Origin of the sequence: Shinella sp. H4-D48 (assembly GCF_022637395.1) — a bacterium.
Classification (GTDB): domain Bacteria; phylum Pseudomonadota; class Alphaproteobacteria; order Rhizobiales; family Rhizobiaceae; genus Shinella; species Shinella sedimenti.
In genome coordinates this window covers 2098945-2115565 of the sequence record NZ_CP093337.1, presented here as the reverse complement: position 1 = coordinate 2115565, position 16621 = coordinate 2098945, and the positions used below count along the sequence as shown (strand labels likewise).

The window sequence follows — 16621 nt, the reverse complement described above, 5'->3', positions numbered from 1 at the left end:
GTCAAAAAAAAACAAGGCGTAAAGCCTTGTTTTACAGGTATCGCGTGATCTCTATCCGTTTTGCGGTGGCAGCGTCTGCGCGCGCCAAAGATCTGATCCTCCCAAGACTTGACCGCGAATTTGGCTGGAATTTGTACTTCCTGCCTGTTTTGTGACCTGAAATTAGCCCAAAGCTTAGGCGTTGTCATCCGGTTTTTTTGCATTTCTGCTACAGTGGAATAAAATTTTTCCGTTGACAAGCTGCGCGCAATTTCTGTTATTGACCGCCCCATTTTTTCGCCACATTTGTCATGGCTGCCAAGAGCGGTGGACAGTGCTTCGCACCGTCGCGCCCATGAGGCCTTCCGGGTTCCCTTCCTTCCGCGAAGCGTTTATGAACGCGTGAAAATCAACGTCATTTTGCCCGATTCCCCCAATAGGGCGGTTCGGTCAGTTCGGAACCCTTGTCTTATGCGTCTTTCCCGCTTCTTCCTGCCCATCCTCAAGGAAAACCCCAAGGAGGCTGAAATCGTCTCCCACCGGCTGATGCTGCGTGCGGGTATGATCAAGCAGCAATCCCAGGGCATCTATACCTGGCTGCCGCTTGGCAAGCGCGTGCTGGACAAGGTGAACGCGATCATCCGCGAGGAGCAGAACCGTGCTGGCGCCGTCGAGCTTCTGATGCCGACGCTGCAGTCCGCCGAACTCTGGCAGGAAAGCGGCCGCTATGACGCCTATGGCAAGGAAATGCTGCGCATCAAGGACCGCCAGGAGCGGCCGATGCTCTACGGCCCGACCAACGAGGAAATGATCACGGACGTCTTCCGCTCGTTCGTGAAGTCCTACAAGGACCTGCCGCTCAATCTCTATCATATCCAGCTGAAGTTCCGCGATGAGATCCGCCCGCGTTTCGGCACCATGCGTTCGCGCGAATTCCTGATGAAGGACGCCTATTCCTTCGACCTGAACCGCGAGGGCGCGGTCCACGCCTATAACCGCATGTTCGCCGCCTATCTGCGCACCTTCACGCGCATGGGCCTGCGCGCCATTCCAATGCGTGCCGACACCGGCCCGATCGGTGGTGATCTCAGCCACGAATTCATCATCCTGGCCGATACGGGCGAGTCTGAAGTGTTCTGCCACAAGGACTTCCTGGACCTCGACATTCCGTCGGAAGACACCAACTTCGAGGATGCCGCAAGCCTGCAGGGCATCTTCGACAAGTGGACGTCGCGCTATGCGGCGACCTCCGAAATGCACGACGCCGCAGCCTTCGATGCCATCCCGGAAGGCGATCGCCTGTCCGCCCGCGGCATCGAGGTCGGCCATATCTTCTATTTCGGCACCAAGTATTCCGAAGCGATGGGCGCCAAGGTTCAGGGCCCCGACGGCAAGGAACATGCTGTGCATATGGGCTCCTACGGCATCGGCCCGACGCGCCTCGTGCCGGCGATCATCGAAGCCTCGCATGACGAGAACGGCATTATCTGGCCCAAGGCGATCGCGCCCTTCGAGGCCATCGTCATCAACATGAAGTCGGGTGACGCGGCCTGCGACGCGGCCTGCGAAACGATCTACAATGCGCTCCTGAAGGCCGGCATCGACGTTCTCTACGACGACAAGGACGAGCGGGCGGGTGCGAAATTCGCGACCGCCGACCTGATCGGCGCGCCGGTCCAGGTCATTGCCGGACCGCGCGGCGTGGCCAATGGCGAGGTCGAGATCAAGGATCGCAAGACCGGCGAACGCGAGACGCTGACCATCGAGGCGGCCATCAACCGCCTGACGTCCGGGAATTGATGCGGCGCACGAGCGCCGGGTGCAACGGGAGAGATCATGGCTGACGCAGCGAGCGGTGCATCTGCATCCGAGGCACAGGCCTTCAAGAAGAACCGCCCGTTTTCCGCTTTCGAGCGGATGGTCGCCTGGCGCTACCTGCGCTCCCGGCGCAAGGAAGCCTTCATCTCGGTCATCGCCGGGTTTTCCTTCATCGGCATCATGCTGGGCGTCGCGACGCTCATCATCGTCATGGCCGTCATGAATGGTTTCCGCACGGAGCTGATCTCCCGCATCCTCGGCATCAACGGCCATATGATCGTTCAGCCCATCGATACGCCGCTGACCAATTACGGCCAGCTGGCCGAGCGGCTTTCGAAAGTTGCTGGTGTCACCATGGCGATACCGCTCGTCGAGGGCCAGACACTGGCCTCGGGCACGGCAGGGGCCGGCACTGGCGCGCTGGTGCGCGGCGTGCGCCCCGAAGACCTGGCCAAGATGAAGGCGGTCTCCGATCATATCAAGGAAGGTGATCTCGTCGGCTTTGCCACCGGCGGCGTGGCGATCGGTGCGCGCATGGCCGAGCAGCTGGGCCTCAGCGCAGGCGGGCAGATCACGCTCGTCGCGCCGGAAGGGGACGTGACGCCGCTTGGCGTCAACCCGCGCGTGAAGACCTATACGGTCTCGGCCATCTTCGAGATCGGCATGTCGGAATACGATGCGTCGATCATCTACATGCCACTTGAAGAGGCGCAGCTCTATTTCAATGCCGAAGGCATCGTGCAGTCGATCGAGTTGTTCGTGTCCAACCCGGATGCGGTCGACGAGCTTCGTCAGCCGCTTGAGGCGGCGGCGGAGCGACAGATCTTCATCACAGACTGGCGCCAGCGCAACAAGACCTTCTTCTCGGCGCTCGAGGTCGAGCGAAACGTCATGTTCATGATCCTGACGCTCATCGTGCTTGTCGCGGCGCTCAACATCATTTCCGGCCTGATCATGCTGGTGAAGGACAAGGGGAGCGACATCGCGATCCTGCGCACCATGGGGGCGACATCGGGCGCGATCATGCGTATCTTCTTCATGACGGGCGCGGCCATCGGCACCGTCGGCACGTTCGCCGGCGTGCTGCTCGGCGTCATCGTCTGCCTGAACGTTGAATCCATCCGCCAGTTCTTCTCCTGGATATCGGGCACGACACTGTTCAATCCGGAACTCTACTTCCTGAGCCAGCTGCCGGCCGACATGAATGCCGGCGAAACGGTATCGGTGGTGGTCATGGCTCTGGCGCTGTCGTTCCTCGCGACGATCTTTCCCGCCTGGCGCGCCTCCAAGCTCGATCCCGTCCAGGCCCTTCGGTACGAATAGGAACAGAACGCATGAATGCGCGCGTCGCTTTGGAACTGAAGGGCATCGAACGGCACTATGGCCAGGGCGAAACCACGCTGTCGATCTTGCGCGGCGCCGATTTCACGCTGAGAAGCGGCGAGACGGTCGCGCTGGTCGCTCCGTCAGGAACCGGCAAATCGACGCTGCTGCACATAGCCGGCCTGCTGGAAAAGCCCGATGCGGGCGAGGTCCTCGTCAACGGCCATTCCTGCGCGACGCTCGGCGATGACGAACGCACGGCCATTCGTCGCGGCGAGATCGGCTTCGTCTACCAGTTCCACCACCTGCTGCCGGAATTCACGGCGCTCGAAAACATCATGATGCCGCAGCTGATCTCCGGCCTTACCAAGGCGGAAGCGCGCGAGCGCGCAGCACAGCTGCTCGATTACATGCGCATCGGCCACCGCGCCGACCATCGTCCCTCCGAGCTGTCGGGTGGCGAACAGCAGCGCGTGGCGATTGCCCGCGCCGTGGCCAATGCGCCGCTTCTGCTGCTTGCCGACGAGCCCACCGGCAATCTCGACCCGGAAACCGCAGGCTACGTCTTCGAGGCGCTGGAGGCCCTTGCCCGCCAGTCCGGCCTTGCGGCGATGATCGCCACGCACAACCATGAGCTTGCGGGCCTGATGGATCGTCGCGTGACGATCGAAGACGGCCTCGTGCGCGAACTCGCCTGAGGCTCATCTCCGGCGCGTGTGGCACGCTCCAAGATCAGTTGTCGAGACCGCAGATCGAGCGGCCGACATCGTCCTTCCAGTCCTTCAGCAGAACGAACTGCGCTTGGCCGGCGACCGGCCGCCCGCTGCTCTTTCCCTTGCCGGTCAGAACGTTCAGGTCGCATTCCTGCGCGCCGTCCGGGTTCAGCGTGTCGTAGGATGAGAAGGTGTAGCCCGCCACGATGAAATCGAAATTCCGATAGGCGATGGTGAGCGACTGGCGCCAGCGCTCGCGGCCGACGGCTTCATTCTTCGTCGTCAGCGTGAAGGAGCCGTTGGCGAGCGCGACAAGTTCGGGCTCCTGACCGAACAGGCTGAGGTTCCCCCAGACCGTGTTGGGCAGTGAAAGAGCGAGTTTCAGCCGGTTCTCGTTCGGTTTGGCGAGATAGACATAAAGTCCGTTGTCGTCGCCGTCGTTTTCCGGCGTCGCGATAACGGCAAGATCCGCAGTCCCGTCCTTGTCCCAATCACCGCTCGCCATGGCAATGATGCGCTCTGCCGGAAAGTCGGCGGCGATGGCGCCCGCGGGCAGAACGGTGGTGGAAAACAGCAGCGCGGCGGCAAACGATTTCATTTCAATTCTCCGTTGATCGGCCAGACCGTATTGCGCTTGGAAGCGACGGTCCAGAGGGGCTGTGGAAAACTGTTGACATGAGAACAAGAGTGGAACAAAATAAAAACATAAACGGAAAGGGAGACACCATGACCGACTTTCTTCGCGATCTCGCCGCATTCACCACCATGGCAATGTTCGTCGCCAGCTTCTCCGTCATTCTCTTCGGCATCTGACATTTTCGTCGCATCCCCCAACTGAATGCGCCTTGCCGCGTGGATATCGGGTGCAAGGGCAAGAACCGTCTGGACGAGGCTGGTGCGAATCCGCTTAAGCTTCCTGTCTGATTGAAAGGACGAAGCAGATGGCGGAAGCGGTACCGGGCTCAGACAATGCGAAGATCGCGGAAACGCCGGAATTCGTGCATCTGCGCGTGCATTCGGCTTTCTCGCTGCTCGAAGGGGCCCTACCGATCAAGAAGATCATCGGCAAGGCAACATCCGACCAGCAGCCGGCAATCGCGATCACGGATACGAACAACCTGTTTGCCGCGCTCGAGTTTTCGCAGAAGGCGGTCGGCGAGGGTATCCAGCCGCTGATCGGCTGCCAGTTGTCGATCGACATGGAGGACGAAGGCGACGGCGAGCGGCGGGGTTCTCAGGCCCAGCTCGTCAAGCTGCCGTCGATCGTTTTGCTGGCGGCAACCGACGCCGGTTATGTTCGTCTGGTGGAGCTTGTCAGTCGCGCCTATCTCGGTGGCGAGAGCGGCCAGTCGGTTCGCATCGCCAGGAGCTGGCTGGAGGAGGGCACGGAGGGGCTTATCGCGTTGACCGGTGCCCTCGGCGGCCCCGTAGACATGGCGTATCTGGCCGGCCAGCCAGCCGTTGCCAGGGCGCGGCTCAAGGCCCTGAAGGCGGCGTTCGGCGACCGGCTCTATATCGAATTGCAGCGCCATGGCCGCTACGACCGGCAGCACGAGCGTCGCATGGTCGAACTCGCCTATGCCGAGGATTTGCCGTTGGTCGCGACCAACGAGCCCTTCTTCCCGGCGCCGGACGATTACGACGCGCACGATGCGCTGATGGCCGTCGCGCACAATGCGATGGTTTCGGACGACAACCGGTTCCGCCTGTCGCCGGATCATTACCTCAAGGGCCGCAAGGATATGGCGACATTGTTCGCCGATCTGCCGGAGGCCCTGGAAAACACGGTCGAAATTGCCCGACGCTGCTCCTTCGTGCTGAAGACGCGCAGCCCCATCCTGCCGCGCTTCACCGGAGCCACCGACGATCCGGAGGAGGCCGAACGGGCCGAATCCGCAGAGCTGCGCCGTCAGTCTATCGAGGGCCTGGAGAGCCGCATGGCCCTTCTCGGGCTCTCGCCGGGTTACACCGAGCAGGATTACCGCGAGCGGCTGGATTTCGAACTCAGCGTCATTGAGCGCATGAAGTTCCCCGGCTACTTCCTCATCGTTGCCGACTTCATCAAATGGGCCAAGCATCACAACATACCTGTCGGGCCGGGCCGTGGTTCGGGTGCGGGCTCGCTGGTGGCCTATGCGCTCACCATCACCGACGTGGATCCGCTGCGATTCTCGCTGCTCTTCGAACGCTTCCTCAACCCGGAACGCGTCTCGATGCCGGACTTCGATATCGACTTCTGCCAGGACCGCCGCGAAGAGGTGATCCGCTACGTGCAGCAGAAATACGGTCGCGAGCAGGTGGCGCAGATCATCACCTTCGGTTCGCTGCAGGCGCGCGCCGCCCTGCGCGATGTCGGCCGCGTGCTGGAAATGCCCTATGGCCAGGTCGACAAGATCTGCAAGCTCGTGCCCAACAATCCGGCCAACCCGACGCCGCTCTACAAGGCGATCGAGGAGGAGCCCAAGCTGCAGGAAGAGGCTGAGAAGGAGCCGGTGGTCGCACGCCTGCTCGACATCGCCCAGAAGATCGAGGGCCTCTACCGGCACGCCTCCACGCACGCCGCCGGCATCGTGATCGGCGACCGTCCGCTGTCGCAGCTCGTGCCGATGTACCGCGATCCGCGCTCCGACATGCCGGTCACCCAGTTCAACATGAAATGGGTGGAGCAGGCTGGCCTCGTCAAGTTCGACTTCCTCGGCCTGAAGACGCTGACCGTCTTGAAGACGGCGGTCGATTTCATCCGCAAGCGCGGCATCGAAGTGAAGCTCGAAAGCCTGCCGCTCGATGACCAGCTGACCTATGAGATGCTCTCGCGCGGCGAGACGGTCGGCGTGTTCCAGGTGGAAAGTGCCGGCATGCGCAAGGCGCTGATCGGTATGCGGCCCGACTGCATTGAGGACATCATTGCGCTCGTGGCGCTCTATCGTCCGGGCCCGATGGAAAACATCCCGGTCTACAACGCCCGCAAGCATGGCGAGGAGGAGATCGAGTCGATCCATCCGATGATCGACCATCTGCTCAAGGAGACCCAGGGTGTCATCGTCTACCAGGAGCAGGTGATGCAGATCGCCCAGGTGCTCTCGGGCTATTCGCTCGGCGAAGCCGACCTGCTGCGCCGCGCCATGGGCAAGAAGATCAAGGAGGAGATGGACAAACAGCGCGCGCGTTTCGTCGAGGGCGCGGTCAAGAACGGCGTGTCCAAGCCGCAGTCCGACCTGATCTTCGACCTGCTCGCCAAGTTCGCCAATTACGGCTTCAACAAGTCGCATGCCGCCGCCTACGCCATCGTGTCCTACCAGACGGCCTATCTCAAGGCGCATTACCCGGTCGAATTCCTCGCCGCGTCGATGACCTACGATATGTCCAACACCGACAAGCTGAACGACTTCCGACAGGATGCCGCGCGTCTCGGCATCGCGGTCATTCCCCCGTCCGTCCAGACTTCCTTTGCGCATTTCGAAACCGGCGAAAGCCGCATCTACTACGCGCTCGCCGCCATCAAGGGCGTTGGCGAGGCCGCGGTGCAGCATATCGTGGAGGTGCGCGGCACGACGCCGTTCAAGAGCCTGGAGGATTTCTGCACCCGCATCGATCCGAAATTCGTCAACCGCCGCGTCTTCGAAAGCCTGATCATCGCCGGCGCCTTCGATTGCTTCGGCCATGACCGCGCGGCGATGATTGCCGGGCTGGACCGTCTGCTCGGAGCAGCACAGCGCGCCCAGGAGAACAAGACGAGCGGGCAGGGCGACATTTTCGGCATGGGGGCTGCGACCGGACCCGAGGTCATCACGCTGCCCTCCTACACGCCGTGGCTCGCCTCGGAAAAGCTGCACCGCGAGTTCCAGGTGCTCGGCTTCTATCTTTCGGCACATCCGCTCGATACCTATGCGCCGATCCTCTCGAAGATGCGCGTACAGACCTATGGGGACTTCTCCGTTGCGGTGAAGCGCGGTGCGACGGCCGGCCGCCTTGCCGGCACCGTCACCTCCAAGCAGGAGCGCAAGACGCGCACCGGCAACAAGATGGGCATTGTCGCCTTCTCTGATTCCTCCGGTCAGTTCGAGGCCGTGCTGTTTTCGGAAATGCTCAACCAGTACCGCGATCTTCTCGAGCCCGGCAAATCGCTGGTCATGACGGTTCAGGCGGAAGAGCGCCCGGAGGGCATCGGCCTGCGCATTCAGACATTGCGCTCGCTGGAGGAGGAGGCGTTGCAGACGCAGAAGGCGCTGCGCGTCTATGTGCGCGATTCCGGTCCGCTGCGCTCCATCGCCGCCCATCTCAACACCAAGGGCGACGGCCTCGTGTCCTTCATCGTCATCAAGGACAACGGCCAGCGCGAGATCGAGGTCGAACTGAACGAACGCTTCCGCATCTCTCCCGAAATCGCCGCGGCCCTGCGCTCGGCGCCGGGCGTTCTGGACGTGGAGCTGGTATAGGCGCGCGAGCCCGGCCGCTCATCACTCGCACCGCGCTAACGCCCCGCAGTCGGTCGAAAAAGATCGTCTGCGGTCTTGATCTTAATGGCTCCGTTTGCCAGTTCCTGAACCAGGATAATCAACAGGGAGCCGGAGGAAACGGATGCGATTTCGCGCTGCCATCGTGTACTGCCTCGTCGCCGTCCTGGCACTTCCGTCTATCGCCATGGCAGAACGCGAGACGATCATTATCGAAAAGCAGGGCGCACCTGCCAATGATGCGCAATTGCGCCAGCGCGTCACGCTGATGCGCAGCCGCATCGATGATGAAAACGTAGAGTTCAGCGGCACCGACGCGATGGAAGAGCTGAAGGTCTTGCGCGCCTATGTTGGCAAGCGGCAGGATCTGATCGACGAACGACGCGATATCCTGTCGATGATCGGTCTCGTCACGAGCCGCTCGTCTGTTGTTCCGTTTGAAGACGGAATCGACGCATTGGCAGAGCTGATGACGCTGGCGGACGATGACCGCCGCCCACTCAAGCGCCAGCTTGGCGATCGCTATCTCTACGCCGAACTGCTTGGCGGCTACGCGAAAATTCCCGGCAACAGCGCCAGGCACGCGCTGTCCGCCGAACAATACGGCAAGGCGGCGCTGATGGCCGACCGCTACGACGGCTACAGCGACGACCAGCGTGCCGGCGTGCGCCAGAAACAGGCCTACGAGTTGCATGAGGCAAAGCTCTACGAGCAGGCCTATACGCTCAATCTCGATGTGCTCGCCCGCGGCGAGAAGATCTTTGGCAAAAGCCACCCCAATCTCACGACAGTGCTGACAAACCTTGCCCAGAACCTTCACGCGATGGGCCGAAAGCCGGAGGCCGAGCCGTATTTGGAGCGTGTCCTGGCCATCGCCGAGGCGGACAACGACCTCGATACCGTGCAGGATCTGCTGTTCCAGCGCGGCGTACTCGCCTACGAGCTGGGGCGGAAGGAGGACGCCAAGGCCTTCATGCGGACCCGGATCGAGCGTCTGCGTGCTGCGGGTGAGGACGCCCGCTTGGCGACGGCACAGGAGGATTACGACGAGCTGCTGCGTCGCCTTGGCGAGTGAGACACGCAAAGAAAAGGCCACCCGAGGGGTGGCCTTAAGATAAAGTGTGTTTGCAACAGGTCAGTTGATGACCGTCACCGACGACTTCTTCTTTTTCGATTTCCTGCTGCCCTGTGTGACCGACACATCCGCCTTCTGCACCTTGCGTGTGACGGTGATGAAGTCCGTTCCGTCGCCGGTTTCCGGGCCAAGCCCCGTGTCTGAAATGGACAGCGACGCACCTTCGCTCATCAGGCCGGAAATACGGTTGCGCATGTCCTCAGGGATATCCAGCCGATCCAGCGTGCGGGCAAGCGCATCCGGCGCGCCCGCATCCGCCTCCGTGGTGATGCCGAGCCGCTTCAGGGTCGATTGCGGCAACTGGTTGTCCATGCTCACACCATACCATTCGGCGGTACCCTTGTCGGCATCGACCGCGCGCGCCAGCAGGAAATGCGTCCCCAGGGCCACCTCCGGCTCACGGATGGTGATCGCTTCCTCGACGAGCGGCTTGAACTTCTGGCGCACGAGGATCTGGCCGTTCGGCGGCGCGCCCTTTCCTGCCTTGGCATAGACGGCAGCAACGAGATCGGCTGTCATCATGCCGTCTTCCTTCAATCCCTCTGCCAGCTGGAAGGCGCGGATGGCCGTGATCGTCTGCTTGCCGTGGCGGCCATCCGGTACGCCGGCGTCGTAACCCAGCGTGTTGAGCAGCGTTTGCAGGTCCAGCAGCGCTTCGCGCTCGCCGCGGCGGGTGATCAGGATGCGGATCGGGTCCTGCTCGGTCTTGACGACGACGGGTTCGATGACCGACGGCTTGGGCTCGGTCATCGCGACCTCGACGCTCTTGTCGCCGGCCTCGATCAGCGCGGGCCGCAGGCCGGCATCGGAGAGCAGTGGCGTATCCGGAACGACGATGGAGGGCTTGAAGAGCGCGGCATGTACCACGCGCTGCGGCGCTACTTCGCGGTCGGAGATCAGGACATGCCCCCCGCGACGGGTGGCGGAGAAAAGCGTCTTGGCAAAATCGTTGGGCAGGCGCACACAACCGTGCGAGGCCGGGTAGGACGGCACGCTGTTGGAGGCGTGCAGCGCGATACCCGACCAGGTCAGCCGCTGCATGAAGGGCATCGGCGCGCTGTCATATATATTGGAGAAGTGCGTACGCTTCTTTTCGAGAATGGAGAAGATGCCTGTTGGCGTCGAGTGGCCGGCCTTGCCGGTCGAAACGCGCGAGGTCGCCACCACGACGCCGCCATCGTAGATCTTCAGTTCCTGGAGATCCTTGGAGACCACGATCTGCAGCGGCCCTTCGAGCGTGCCGCCGAGGGCGCTGGTGCAACTCAGCATCAGGCCCAGAATGCTCATGCCAGTGGCAAGACGAAACTTCATGTAACTCACCCGTACGCAATACAAACCGGGGAAAAATCTAACGCATCCGGTTTAAGGAACACTTGATGCATCGCGCCGACGTCCCCGCCCGTCTCATCCCGATACACAGGAAAACGCCGGTTTGCGGGGATTTATTCGCTTGGGTCTTCGAGTTTCCCGACGGCTTTCAGGCTCACTTTTCCGTGAGTGCGCTCAGGGCCGGAACGGCCGAACGTGTAGCCGGTCTCAACGCTTGCCTTGCCGAACTTGTCGCGCAGCGTGTTCATTGCCGCTTCGGCGGCGGCGCGGCGGCTGGCTGCGGGATCGACAAGATCGGGCGGGTCGGCGCGGCTGGAATCCGTGAGGTCGCTGACGCCGATGCCGATCAGCCGGTACTTCGTGCCGTCGGCTTCCTTGCGCAGAAGCTCGATGCCGGTGCGGAAAATCCGGTCGGCCAGCATGGTGGGGTCCTCGAGCTTGCGGTTGCGCGTCCGGCTCTTGAAATCGGCAGTCTTGAGCTTGAGCACCACGGTATGGCCGGCGATCTGTGATTTGCGCAGGCGGGTCGCGACCTTTTCGCTGAGCTGGCGCAGATGCGCGACAAGGTCGTCATAGCGTGAGATATCGTCGAAGAACGTGGTTTCGGCCGATACGCTCTTGGCCGCCTCATTGGCGTGGACTTCCCGGTCGTCCTGCCCGCGCGAGAGGTTGAACAGGCGTTTGCCCATAATGCCGTAGCGGCGCATCAGGTCGGTTTCCTCCATGGTCTGAAGCTGGCCGACCGTGCGGATACCGTCGCTTTCCAGCGTCTGCGCGAAAGCCTTGCCGACGCCCCATATGATGCGAACAGGCTTGTCCTTCAGGAAGGCGAGCGCTTCCGTCTGGCCGATGACGGAAAAGCCGCGCGGCTTGTTGAGGTCGGAGGCGACCTTGGCCAGAAACTTGCAATAGGACAGGCCGATGGAGATGGTAATGCCCACCTCCTTCTCGACCCGCTGCGCGAAGCGGGCAAGCACGCGGGCAGGGGTGTCGTGGTGCAGCCGCTCGGTGCCTTTGAGCTCCAGGAAGGCTTCGTCGATCGAAAGCGGTTGCACCAGCGGCGTCAGTTCCTGCATCATGGTGCGTATCTGCCGGCCGACGCGCACATACTTTTCCATGTCGGGCCGGATCACCACCGCGTCCGGGCAGGCTTCCAGCGCCTTGAACATCGGCATGGCCGATCGCACGCCATGAATGCGCGCGACGTAACAGGCCGTCGACACCACGCCGCGCTTGCCGCCACCGATAATGACGGGCCGATCCGCCAGTTCGGGATTATCGCGCTTTTCAATTGCCGCATAGAACGCGTCGCAGTCGATATGGGCGAGGGTCAGGTCATCGAGTTCAGTGTGGTAGACGAGGCGCGGGCTGCCGCAGGCACGACAACGGCGCAGGTCGGCGGTCTGCCCGGAGAGGCAGTCACGGCAAAAACCCGGTAATCGCGTGGCAGCGGAGTGCATGTCAGGAACAAAAGTTGAACATCGCGACATTACAGCGTAAGTTCATGAGTCTCAAGACGGACCACGCCCCGATTGCGCGCGGTGCACAGGCAAAGGCGGCGTTATTTGCCGTTCAGAAATCGATGTCACCGTGCGGTCCCGAAAGGACAGCATGGGCCGCCACAACGGTTTCCGGCTGCGTGCCGGTTGCCGCGCAAAAGGCGAGAAGGGTGGGCTCATGCGCCATCAGGAAATCGACGAGGCCGGCGCGAAAGCCGGGGTCGGCCATCGCATGACGCACGTCCGATGGCAGGACACCCGTCAGCGAGAGGAAACGCGAAAGAAGTTCGGGTTCACCGGCGAGCCAGCCGAGGATCGAGATGGCAGTCGCTTCGGCGTTCTCTACCGCCGCTGTCTCTTTCTGGCTCTTCATCGTTTTTCCTCGGGAAATTTACCTTTTAATCAACCAAGTGCCGCTAATGTGAATGCGGTACGGCTGGCTGAATTCGGTTCCGCCGCAACTTATCTATCTGCCCGACGGTTGCAAGGCCGGTCAGAGGAACAGGGACGCACGATGCCCAAACAGGTCATGATTGTCGAGGACAACGAGCTGAATATGAAGCTCTTCCGGGACCTTATCGAGGCATCCGGTTATGCGACCATTCAGACCCGGAACGGTATGGAAGCCCTTGAACTGGCTCGTAAACACCGCCCGGATCTGATCCTGATGGACATCCAGCTTCCGGAAGTGTCCGGGCTTGAAGTCACCAAGTGGCTGAAGGAAGATGACGAGCTTCACGTCATTCCCGTCATCGCCGTCACGGCATTCGCGATGAAGGGCGACGAGGAGCGAATCCGGCAGGGCGGGTGCGAGGCCTATGTCTCCAAACCCATTTCAGTGCCGAAGTTCATCGAAACCATCAAGACCTATCTCGGCGACGCCTGAGCGAGGGGACGCAGAATGACCGCACGCATCCTCGTCGTCGATGACATACCCGCAAACGTGAAGCTGCTCGAAGCGCGGCTGCTGGCGGAATACTTCGATGTCCTGACGGCCGAGAACGGTTACGATGCATTGGCGATCTGCGAGCGCACCCAGGTCGATCTGATCCTGCTCGACATCATGATGCCGGGCATCGATGGTTTCGAGGTCTGCGAGCGGCTGAAGGCCAATCCACGGACCGCGCATATTCCTGTCGTCATGGTTACGGCGCTCGACCAGCCGTCTGACCGCGTGCGTGGTCTCAAGGCCGGCGCGGATGATTTTCTGACCAAACCCGTCAACGACCTGCAACTCATGTCGCGGGTCAAGAGCCTCGTGCGCCTGAAGATGCTGACGGATGAGTTGCGCCTGCGCGCAGCGACCGCGCGCGCCATATCATTGGAAGACGGGTTGGAAACCGGGCTGGGCGATGAACCAGGCGACATCCTGCTCGTCGATGGGCGCGGCAGCTCGCAGGACCGCATCGCGCGCGCCCTGAAGCCGATTGCCGAGGTCACCTGCATGTCCGATCCGCAGGCAGCGGTGTTTCAGGCCGCAGAGAGCAATTTCGAACTCGTCATCGTCAATGCCAATTTCGAGGATTACGATCCGCTGCGCCTCTGCTCGCAGCTGCGCTCGCTGGAGCGCACGCGCTTCCTGCCGATTCTGCTGATCGCCGAGCAGGGCGATGACGATCTGATCGTACGCGCGCTCGATCTGGGGGTGACGGACTACGTCATGCGCCCGATCGATCCCAACGAGCTGATCGCGCGCAGCCTCACACAGATTCGCCGCAAGCGCTGCAACGATCGCCTGCGTGCCAGCGTGCGCCAGACGATTGAACTGGCGGTCACGGACGGCCTGACCGGGCTGCATAACCGTCGTTATCTCGACAACCATCTCAAGCTTCTGATCGATCGCGCGACTGCACGGGGCAGGGCGCTCTCCGTCTGCATCACCGATATCGATCGCTTCAAGCTGGTCAACGACACCTATGGCCACGATGCCGGCGATGTCGTGCTCCGGGAATTTGCAAGCCGCGTTCGCTCGGCCGTGCGTGGCGCGGATCTGGCCTGCCGCTATGGCGGGGAGGAATTCGTGCTGGTAATGCCGGATACGACACCGGAAATGGCTGCCGGCGTTGCCGAACGTCTGCGTGCGATCGTCGAGTCCGAGCCGTTCCAGATTCCGGGCAAGGATATCGCGCTTTCCGTGACGGCATCGCTGGGCATCGCTGCCATGTTGCCAGGCGGCGACACGCCGGACGCGCTGCTGAAACGAGCCGACACCGCGCTCTATGAGGCCAAGCGTTCGGGCCGCAATCGGGTCGTGGCCGCGGCGGCATGAGCGGCGCGCTTAGACTTGTCCACAGCCATCTCGAGATCTTAGATCGTGTGGATTTTTTCGCCGGTTGACGGAAATTAGGAAGCCGGCTCATGAGCCGTGAATATGTCGCTGGAGCGCGTGCCGCTGTAGCGAAATCTAGCCATGTCGCTACGATTTGATTTTGCCGAAACTTATCAAGGTCTTGCATATTCTGCAATCAGACCGTGCGCAGGCTTATGGCGTGTTCGGCTTTTGTGCTGATCGCCGGTCGGTTGCATTGCCTTTGCAAATTGTCTCGTTTTCGTGACAGAAAACCGGACAGCGATTAACTATGAGACAACGCGCCGGCCGCCGAGCGTTAAGAAATCGTTGATTTATTTTCGTTTCCGCGCAATGCTCAACTCATGGACGGGAAATGATCCCGTACAACCGGTTACCCCATGATGCTAGGTCCGCCGCATCTCCTGGGTCGTGGGGTCGGTCGGTCAGTAACGACAACTACGGAATCCTCGTGCCGTCGTCGTTCCTGACCGACCCCCAATTTAGCGCCGCTCTCCGAGAGGAGGGCGGCGTTTTCGATTCGCGCTACGGAAGAGTGCCGTAATTTCCCCCAAAGAAAAAGGCGCCGGGCGTTTCCGCCCCGCGCCTTTGCGAACCTGTCGGGTCCCAAGATTACTTGATCTTGGTTTCCTTGAATTCAACGTGCTTCTTTACGACGGGATCGTACTTCGTCTTGGACATCTTGTCCGTCATCGTACGGCTGTTCTTCTTGGTTACGTAGAAGAAACCGGTGTCGGCCGTCGACAGCAGCTTGATCTTGATGGTGGTAGCCTTGGCCATGGTCGTCCTGCCTTTATGAAAAACGAAGCCGCGGACAGCCAGTCTGCTCCACGGCTTTAAATCTGCGCGGAAACTACAAATAGCGCCCGAAAAGTCAACCCTGTTTTGGCCGGAAAACCATCCGACCAAGAGAAAGTATGAGGTAAAGCACGAAGAAGCCAACGATTGCCCAGGCAAAACCGTCATTGCCCGAGACGTCCATAGCCCCGCCGATGGCTTGCGGGCCGATCACCGTGCCAACCGCATAACAGAAGATGAAGGCCGCATTCGCCGCGGCAAGGTCCGCTCCGACGAGTCGCGAGCCAAGATGGCTGAGGCCAACCGTATAGAGCCCCGCAACGCAGCCGCCCCATACGAACAGCACGACCGCCATCAGCATCCAGTTCTGTGACACCAAGGGCAGCGACAGCGCACCAATCAGGCCGACGACGGCCATGATCGTGAGCAGGCCCCGGCGGTCGCGCATGCGGTCGGAGATCATGCCGAGGGGGATCTGGAACGCCATGTTGCCGATGCCCATGACGGTGAGAAGAAGGGCGGCCTGCGGCTCGCTGAAGCCCGCACGGGTGGCATAGATCGGGAACAGGGACAGTCCGCCCACCTCGACGGCGCCGAACACGAAGACGGCGGCCGTCGCCGTCGGCACGAGCAACACATAGCGCATGAAGTGGGCATCCGGCTTCTCGGTGATGATCGGGCTCTCCCGTCTCGCGATAAAGATCGGAACGGCTGCGACAAGGATGATCATGGCACCCACCGCAAACGGCAACACGCCCTGGCTGCCGAGCAGGGAGAAGAGCAGGGGGCCGGCGGCGAAACCGAGCGACAGCACCGTCGCATAGATGCCCAGCACCAACCCGCGCCGGCGGGGTGGCGCGGCGGCGTTGATCCAGAATTCTGAGAGGATGAACAGGGTGGTGATGGCCCCGTGGAAGACGAGGCGCAGCGGAAACCATAGCCAGAAATTCTCGATATAATAAAAGCCGAGCCCGCTGATGGCGGCCAGCACGATAGCCAGCAGCATCGTGTTAGACGTGCCCAGTCCATGCGCAAGGCGCGTGGTGAAGGGCGCGGCTACCATCGCCGCCACGCCCGCCATGGCGGAATTGATGCCGATGAGAGTCGGAGAGATGCCGCGCTTCTCCATAATGATCGACAGCAGCGGAAGCCCGAGGCCGATGGCCAGTCCCACGGCGGAGATCGCGGCGACGGCTGCAATAAGAGAACGCCAGTGAATGTGTTCCACCGGGCCGGATGTGCCGGATTGCGGCTGCGTCATATGT

Annotated in this window: 14 protein-coding genes; 7 read left to right on the top strand and 7 right to left on the bottom strand. The window is 61.5% G+C overall.

Going from position 1 to position 16621, the window contains the following annotated elements; all coding sequences use genetic code 11:
• Nucleotides 1-450 precede the first annotated feature (450 nt).
• The 3 genes from proS to MNR02_RS10415 are packed head-to-tail and all read left to right on the top strand — an operon-like array spanning nucleotide 451 to nucleotide 3818.
• Entirely contained in the window at nucleotides 451-1779 is a 1329-nt protein-coding gene (gene proS / locus MNR02_RS10425) for a proline--tRNA ligase (protein WP_241946735.1), read from the top strand.
• 36 nt (nucleotides 1780-1815) lie between these two features.
• Nucleotides 1816-3120: a lipoprotein-releasing ABC transporter permease subunit gene (locus MNR02_RS10420; RefSeq protein WP_241596383.1), complete on the top strand. Its 1305-nt coding sequence runs from the start codon at nucleotides 1816-1818 to the stop codon at nucleotides 3118-3120.
• An 11-nt stretch (nucleotides 3121-3131) separates the two neighbouring features.
• On the top strand, nucleotides 3132-3818 hold the full coding sequence (locus MNR02_RS10415) for an ABC transporter ATP-binding protein (protein WP_241596381.1): 687 nt from the start codon (nucleotides 3132-3134) through the stop codon (nucleotides 3816-3818).
• A 34-nt stretch (nucleotides 3819-3852) separates the two neighbouring features.
• On the opposite strand, the gene MNR02_RS10410 is transcribed toward MNR02_RS10415, so the two are convergent.
• Both MNR02_RS10410 and MNR02_RS10405 read right to left on the bottom strand, forming a co-directional pair.
• Nucleotides 3853-4431, bottom strand: coding sequence for a hypothetical protein (locus tag MNR02_RS10410; RefSeq protein WP_241596379.1), 579 nt, complete (start codon nucleotides 4429-4431; stop codon nucleotides 3853-3855).
• The gene (locus MNR02_RS10405; RefSeq protein WP_241596376.1) at nucleotides 4428-4649 is read right to left on the bottom strand and encodes a hypothetical protein; all 222 of its coding nucleotides are present in this window, start codon (nucleotides 4647-4649) and stop codon (nucleotides 4428-4430) included. The genes MNR02_RS10410 and MNR02_RS10405 overlap by 4 nt, the downstream gene beginning before the upstream one ends.
• Before the next feature lie 125 nt (nucleotides 4650-4774).
• Here MNR02_RS10405 and dnaE point away from each other — a divergent pair, with 125 nt between their 5' ends.
• Both dnaE and MNR02_RS10395 read left to right on the top strand, forming a co-directional pair.
• Nucleotides 4775-8269 carry a DNA polymerase III subunit alpha gene (gene dnaE, locus MNR02_RS10400; RefSeq protein ID WP_241946734.1) on the top strand — a complete coding sequence of 1165 codons (3495 nt, stop codon included), beginning with the start codon at nucleotides 4775-4777 and terminating at the stop codon, nucleotides 8267-8269.
• A gap of 142 nt (nucleotides 8270-8411) precedes the next feature.
• On the top strand, nucleotides 8412-9362 hold the full coding sequence (locus MNR02_RS10395) for a tetratricopeptide repeat protein (protein WP_241946733.1): 951 nt from the start codon (nucleotides 8412-8414) through the stop codon (nucleotides 9360-9362).
• 60 nt (nucleotides 9363-9422) lie between these two features.
• Here MNR02_RS10395 and MNR02_RS10390 read toward each other — a convergent pair whose 3' ends face one another.
• The 3 genes from MNR02_RS10390 to MNR02_RS10380 form a co-directional block, all read right to left on the bottom strand.
• A complete protein-coding gene (locus tag MNR02_RS10390) occupies nucleotides 9423-10733 on the bottom strand; it encodes a L,D-transpeptidase family protein (protein WP_241946732.1) in 1311 nt (436 codons plus the stop codon).
• Nucleotides 10734-10864: 131 nt separating this feature from the next.
• Nucleotides 10865-12241: a DNA polymerase IV gene (locus MNR02_RS10385; protein ID WP_241946731.1), complete on the bottom strand. Its 1377-nt coding sequence runs from the start codon at nucleotides 12239-12241 to the stop codon at nucleotides 10865-10867.
• A gap of 82 nt (nucleotides 12242-12323) precedes the next feature.
• Complete coding sequence (locus MNR02_RS10380; protein ID WP_241946730.1) at nucleotides 12324-12623, bottom strand: DUF3572 domain-containing protein; 300 nt, start codon at nucleotides 12621-12623, stop codon at nucleotides 12324-12326.
• Between the two features lie 141 nt (nucleotides 12624-12764).
• Here MNR02_RS10380 and MNR02_RS10375 point away from each other — a divergent pair, with 141 nt between their 5' ends.
• Both MNR02_RS10375 and MNR02_RS10370 read left to right on the top strand, forming a co-directional pair.
• Nucleotides 12765-13136 (top strand): response regulator, encoded by a 372-nt coding sequence (locus tag MNR02_RS10375; RefSeq protein WP_003537642.1) that lies wholly within the window; start codon nucleotides 12765-12767, stop codon nucleotides 13134-13136.
• A gap of 15 nt (nucleotides 13137-13151) precedes the next feature.
• Entirely contained in the window at nucleotides 13152-14519 is a 1368-nt protein-coding gene (locus MNR02_RS10370) for a PleD family two-component system response regulator (protein WP_241946729.1), read from the top strand.
• A gap of 651 nt (nucleotides 14520-15170) precedes the next feature.
• Here the strand turns inward: MNR02_RS10370 and rpmG are convergent.
• Nucleotides 15171-15338, bottom strand: coding sequence for a 50S ribosomal protein L33 (rpmG, locus tag MNR02_RS10365; protein ID WP_241596359.1), 168 nt, complete (start codon nucleotides 15336-15338; stop codon nucleotides 15171-15173).
• Between the two features lie 94 nt (nucleotides 15339-15432).
• Nucleotides 15433-16617 carry an MFS transporter gene (locus MNR02_RS10360; RefSeq protein WP_241596354.1) on the bottom strand — a complete coding sequence of 395 codons (1185 nt, stop codon included), beginning with the start codon at nucleotides 16615-16617 and terminating at the stop codon, nucleotides 15433-15435.
• Between the last annotated feature and the right edge of the window lie 4 nt (nucleotides 16618-16621).

Coding starts and splice junctions, on each gene's coding strand:
- proS (WP_241946735.1), top strand. CDS start 451: ATGCGTCTTTCCCGCTTCTTCCTGCCCATCCTCAAGGAAAACCCCAAG.
- MNR02_RS10420 (WP_241596383.1), top strand. CDS start 1,816: ATGGCTGACGCAGCGAGCGGTGCATCTGCATCCGAGGCACAGGCCTTC.
- MNR02_RS10415 (WP_241596381.1), top strand. CDS start 3,132: ATGAATGCGCGCGTCGCTTTGGAACTGAAGGGCATCGAACGGCACTAT.
- MNR02_RS10410 (WP_241596379.1), bottom strand. CDS start 4,431: ATGAAATCGTTTGCCGCCGCGCTGCTGTTTTCCACCACCGTTCTGCCC.
- MNR02_RS10405 (WP_241596376.1), bottom strand. CDS start 4,649: ATGTCAGATGCCGAAGAGAATGACGGAGAAGCTGGCGACGAACATTGC.
- dnaE (WP_241946734.1), top strand. CDS start 4,775: ATGGCGGAAGCGGTACCGGGCTCAGACAATGCGAAGATCGCGGAAACG.
- MNR02_RS10395 (WP_241946733.1), top strand. CDS start 8,412: ATGCGATTTCGCGCTGCCATCGTGTACTGCCTCGTCGCCGTCCTGGCA.
- MNR02_RS10390 (WP_241946732.1), bottom strand. CDS start 10,733: ATGAAGTTTCGTCTTGCCACTGGCATGAGCATTCTGGGCCTGATGCTG.
- MNR02_RS10385 (WP_241946731.1), bottom strand. CDS start 12,241: ATGTCGCGATGTTCAACTTTTGTTCCTGACATGCACTCCGCTGCCACG.
- MNR02_RS10380 (WP_241946730.1), bottom strand. CDS start 12,623: ATGAAGAGCCAGAAAGAGACAGCGGCGGTAGAGAACGCCGAAGCGACT.
- MNR02_RS10375 (WP_003537642.1), top strand. CDS start 12,765: ATGCCCAAACAGGTCATGATTGTCGAGGACAACGAGCTGAATATGAAG.
- MNR02_RS10370 (WP_241946729.1), top strand. CDS start 13,152: ATGACCGCACGCATCCTCGTCGTCGATGACATACCCGCAAACGTGAAG.
- rpmG (WP_241596359.1), bottom strand. CDS start 15,338: ATGGCCAAGGCTACCACCATCAAGATCAAGCTGCTGTCGACGGCCGAC.
- MNR02_RS10360 (WP_241596354.1), bottom strand. CDS start 16,617: ATGACGCAGCCGCAATCCGGCACATCCGGCCCGGTGGAACACATTCAC.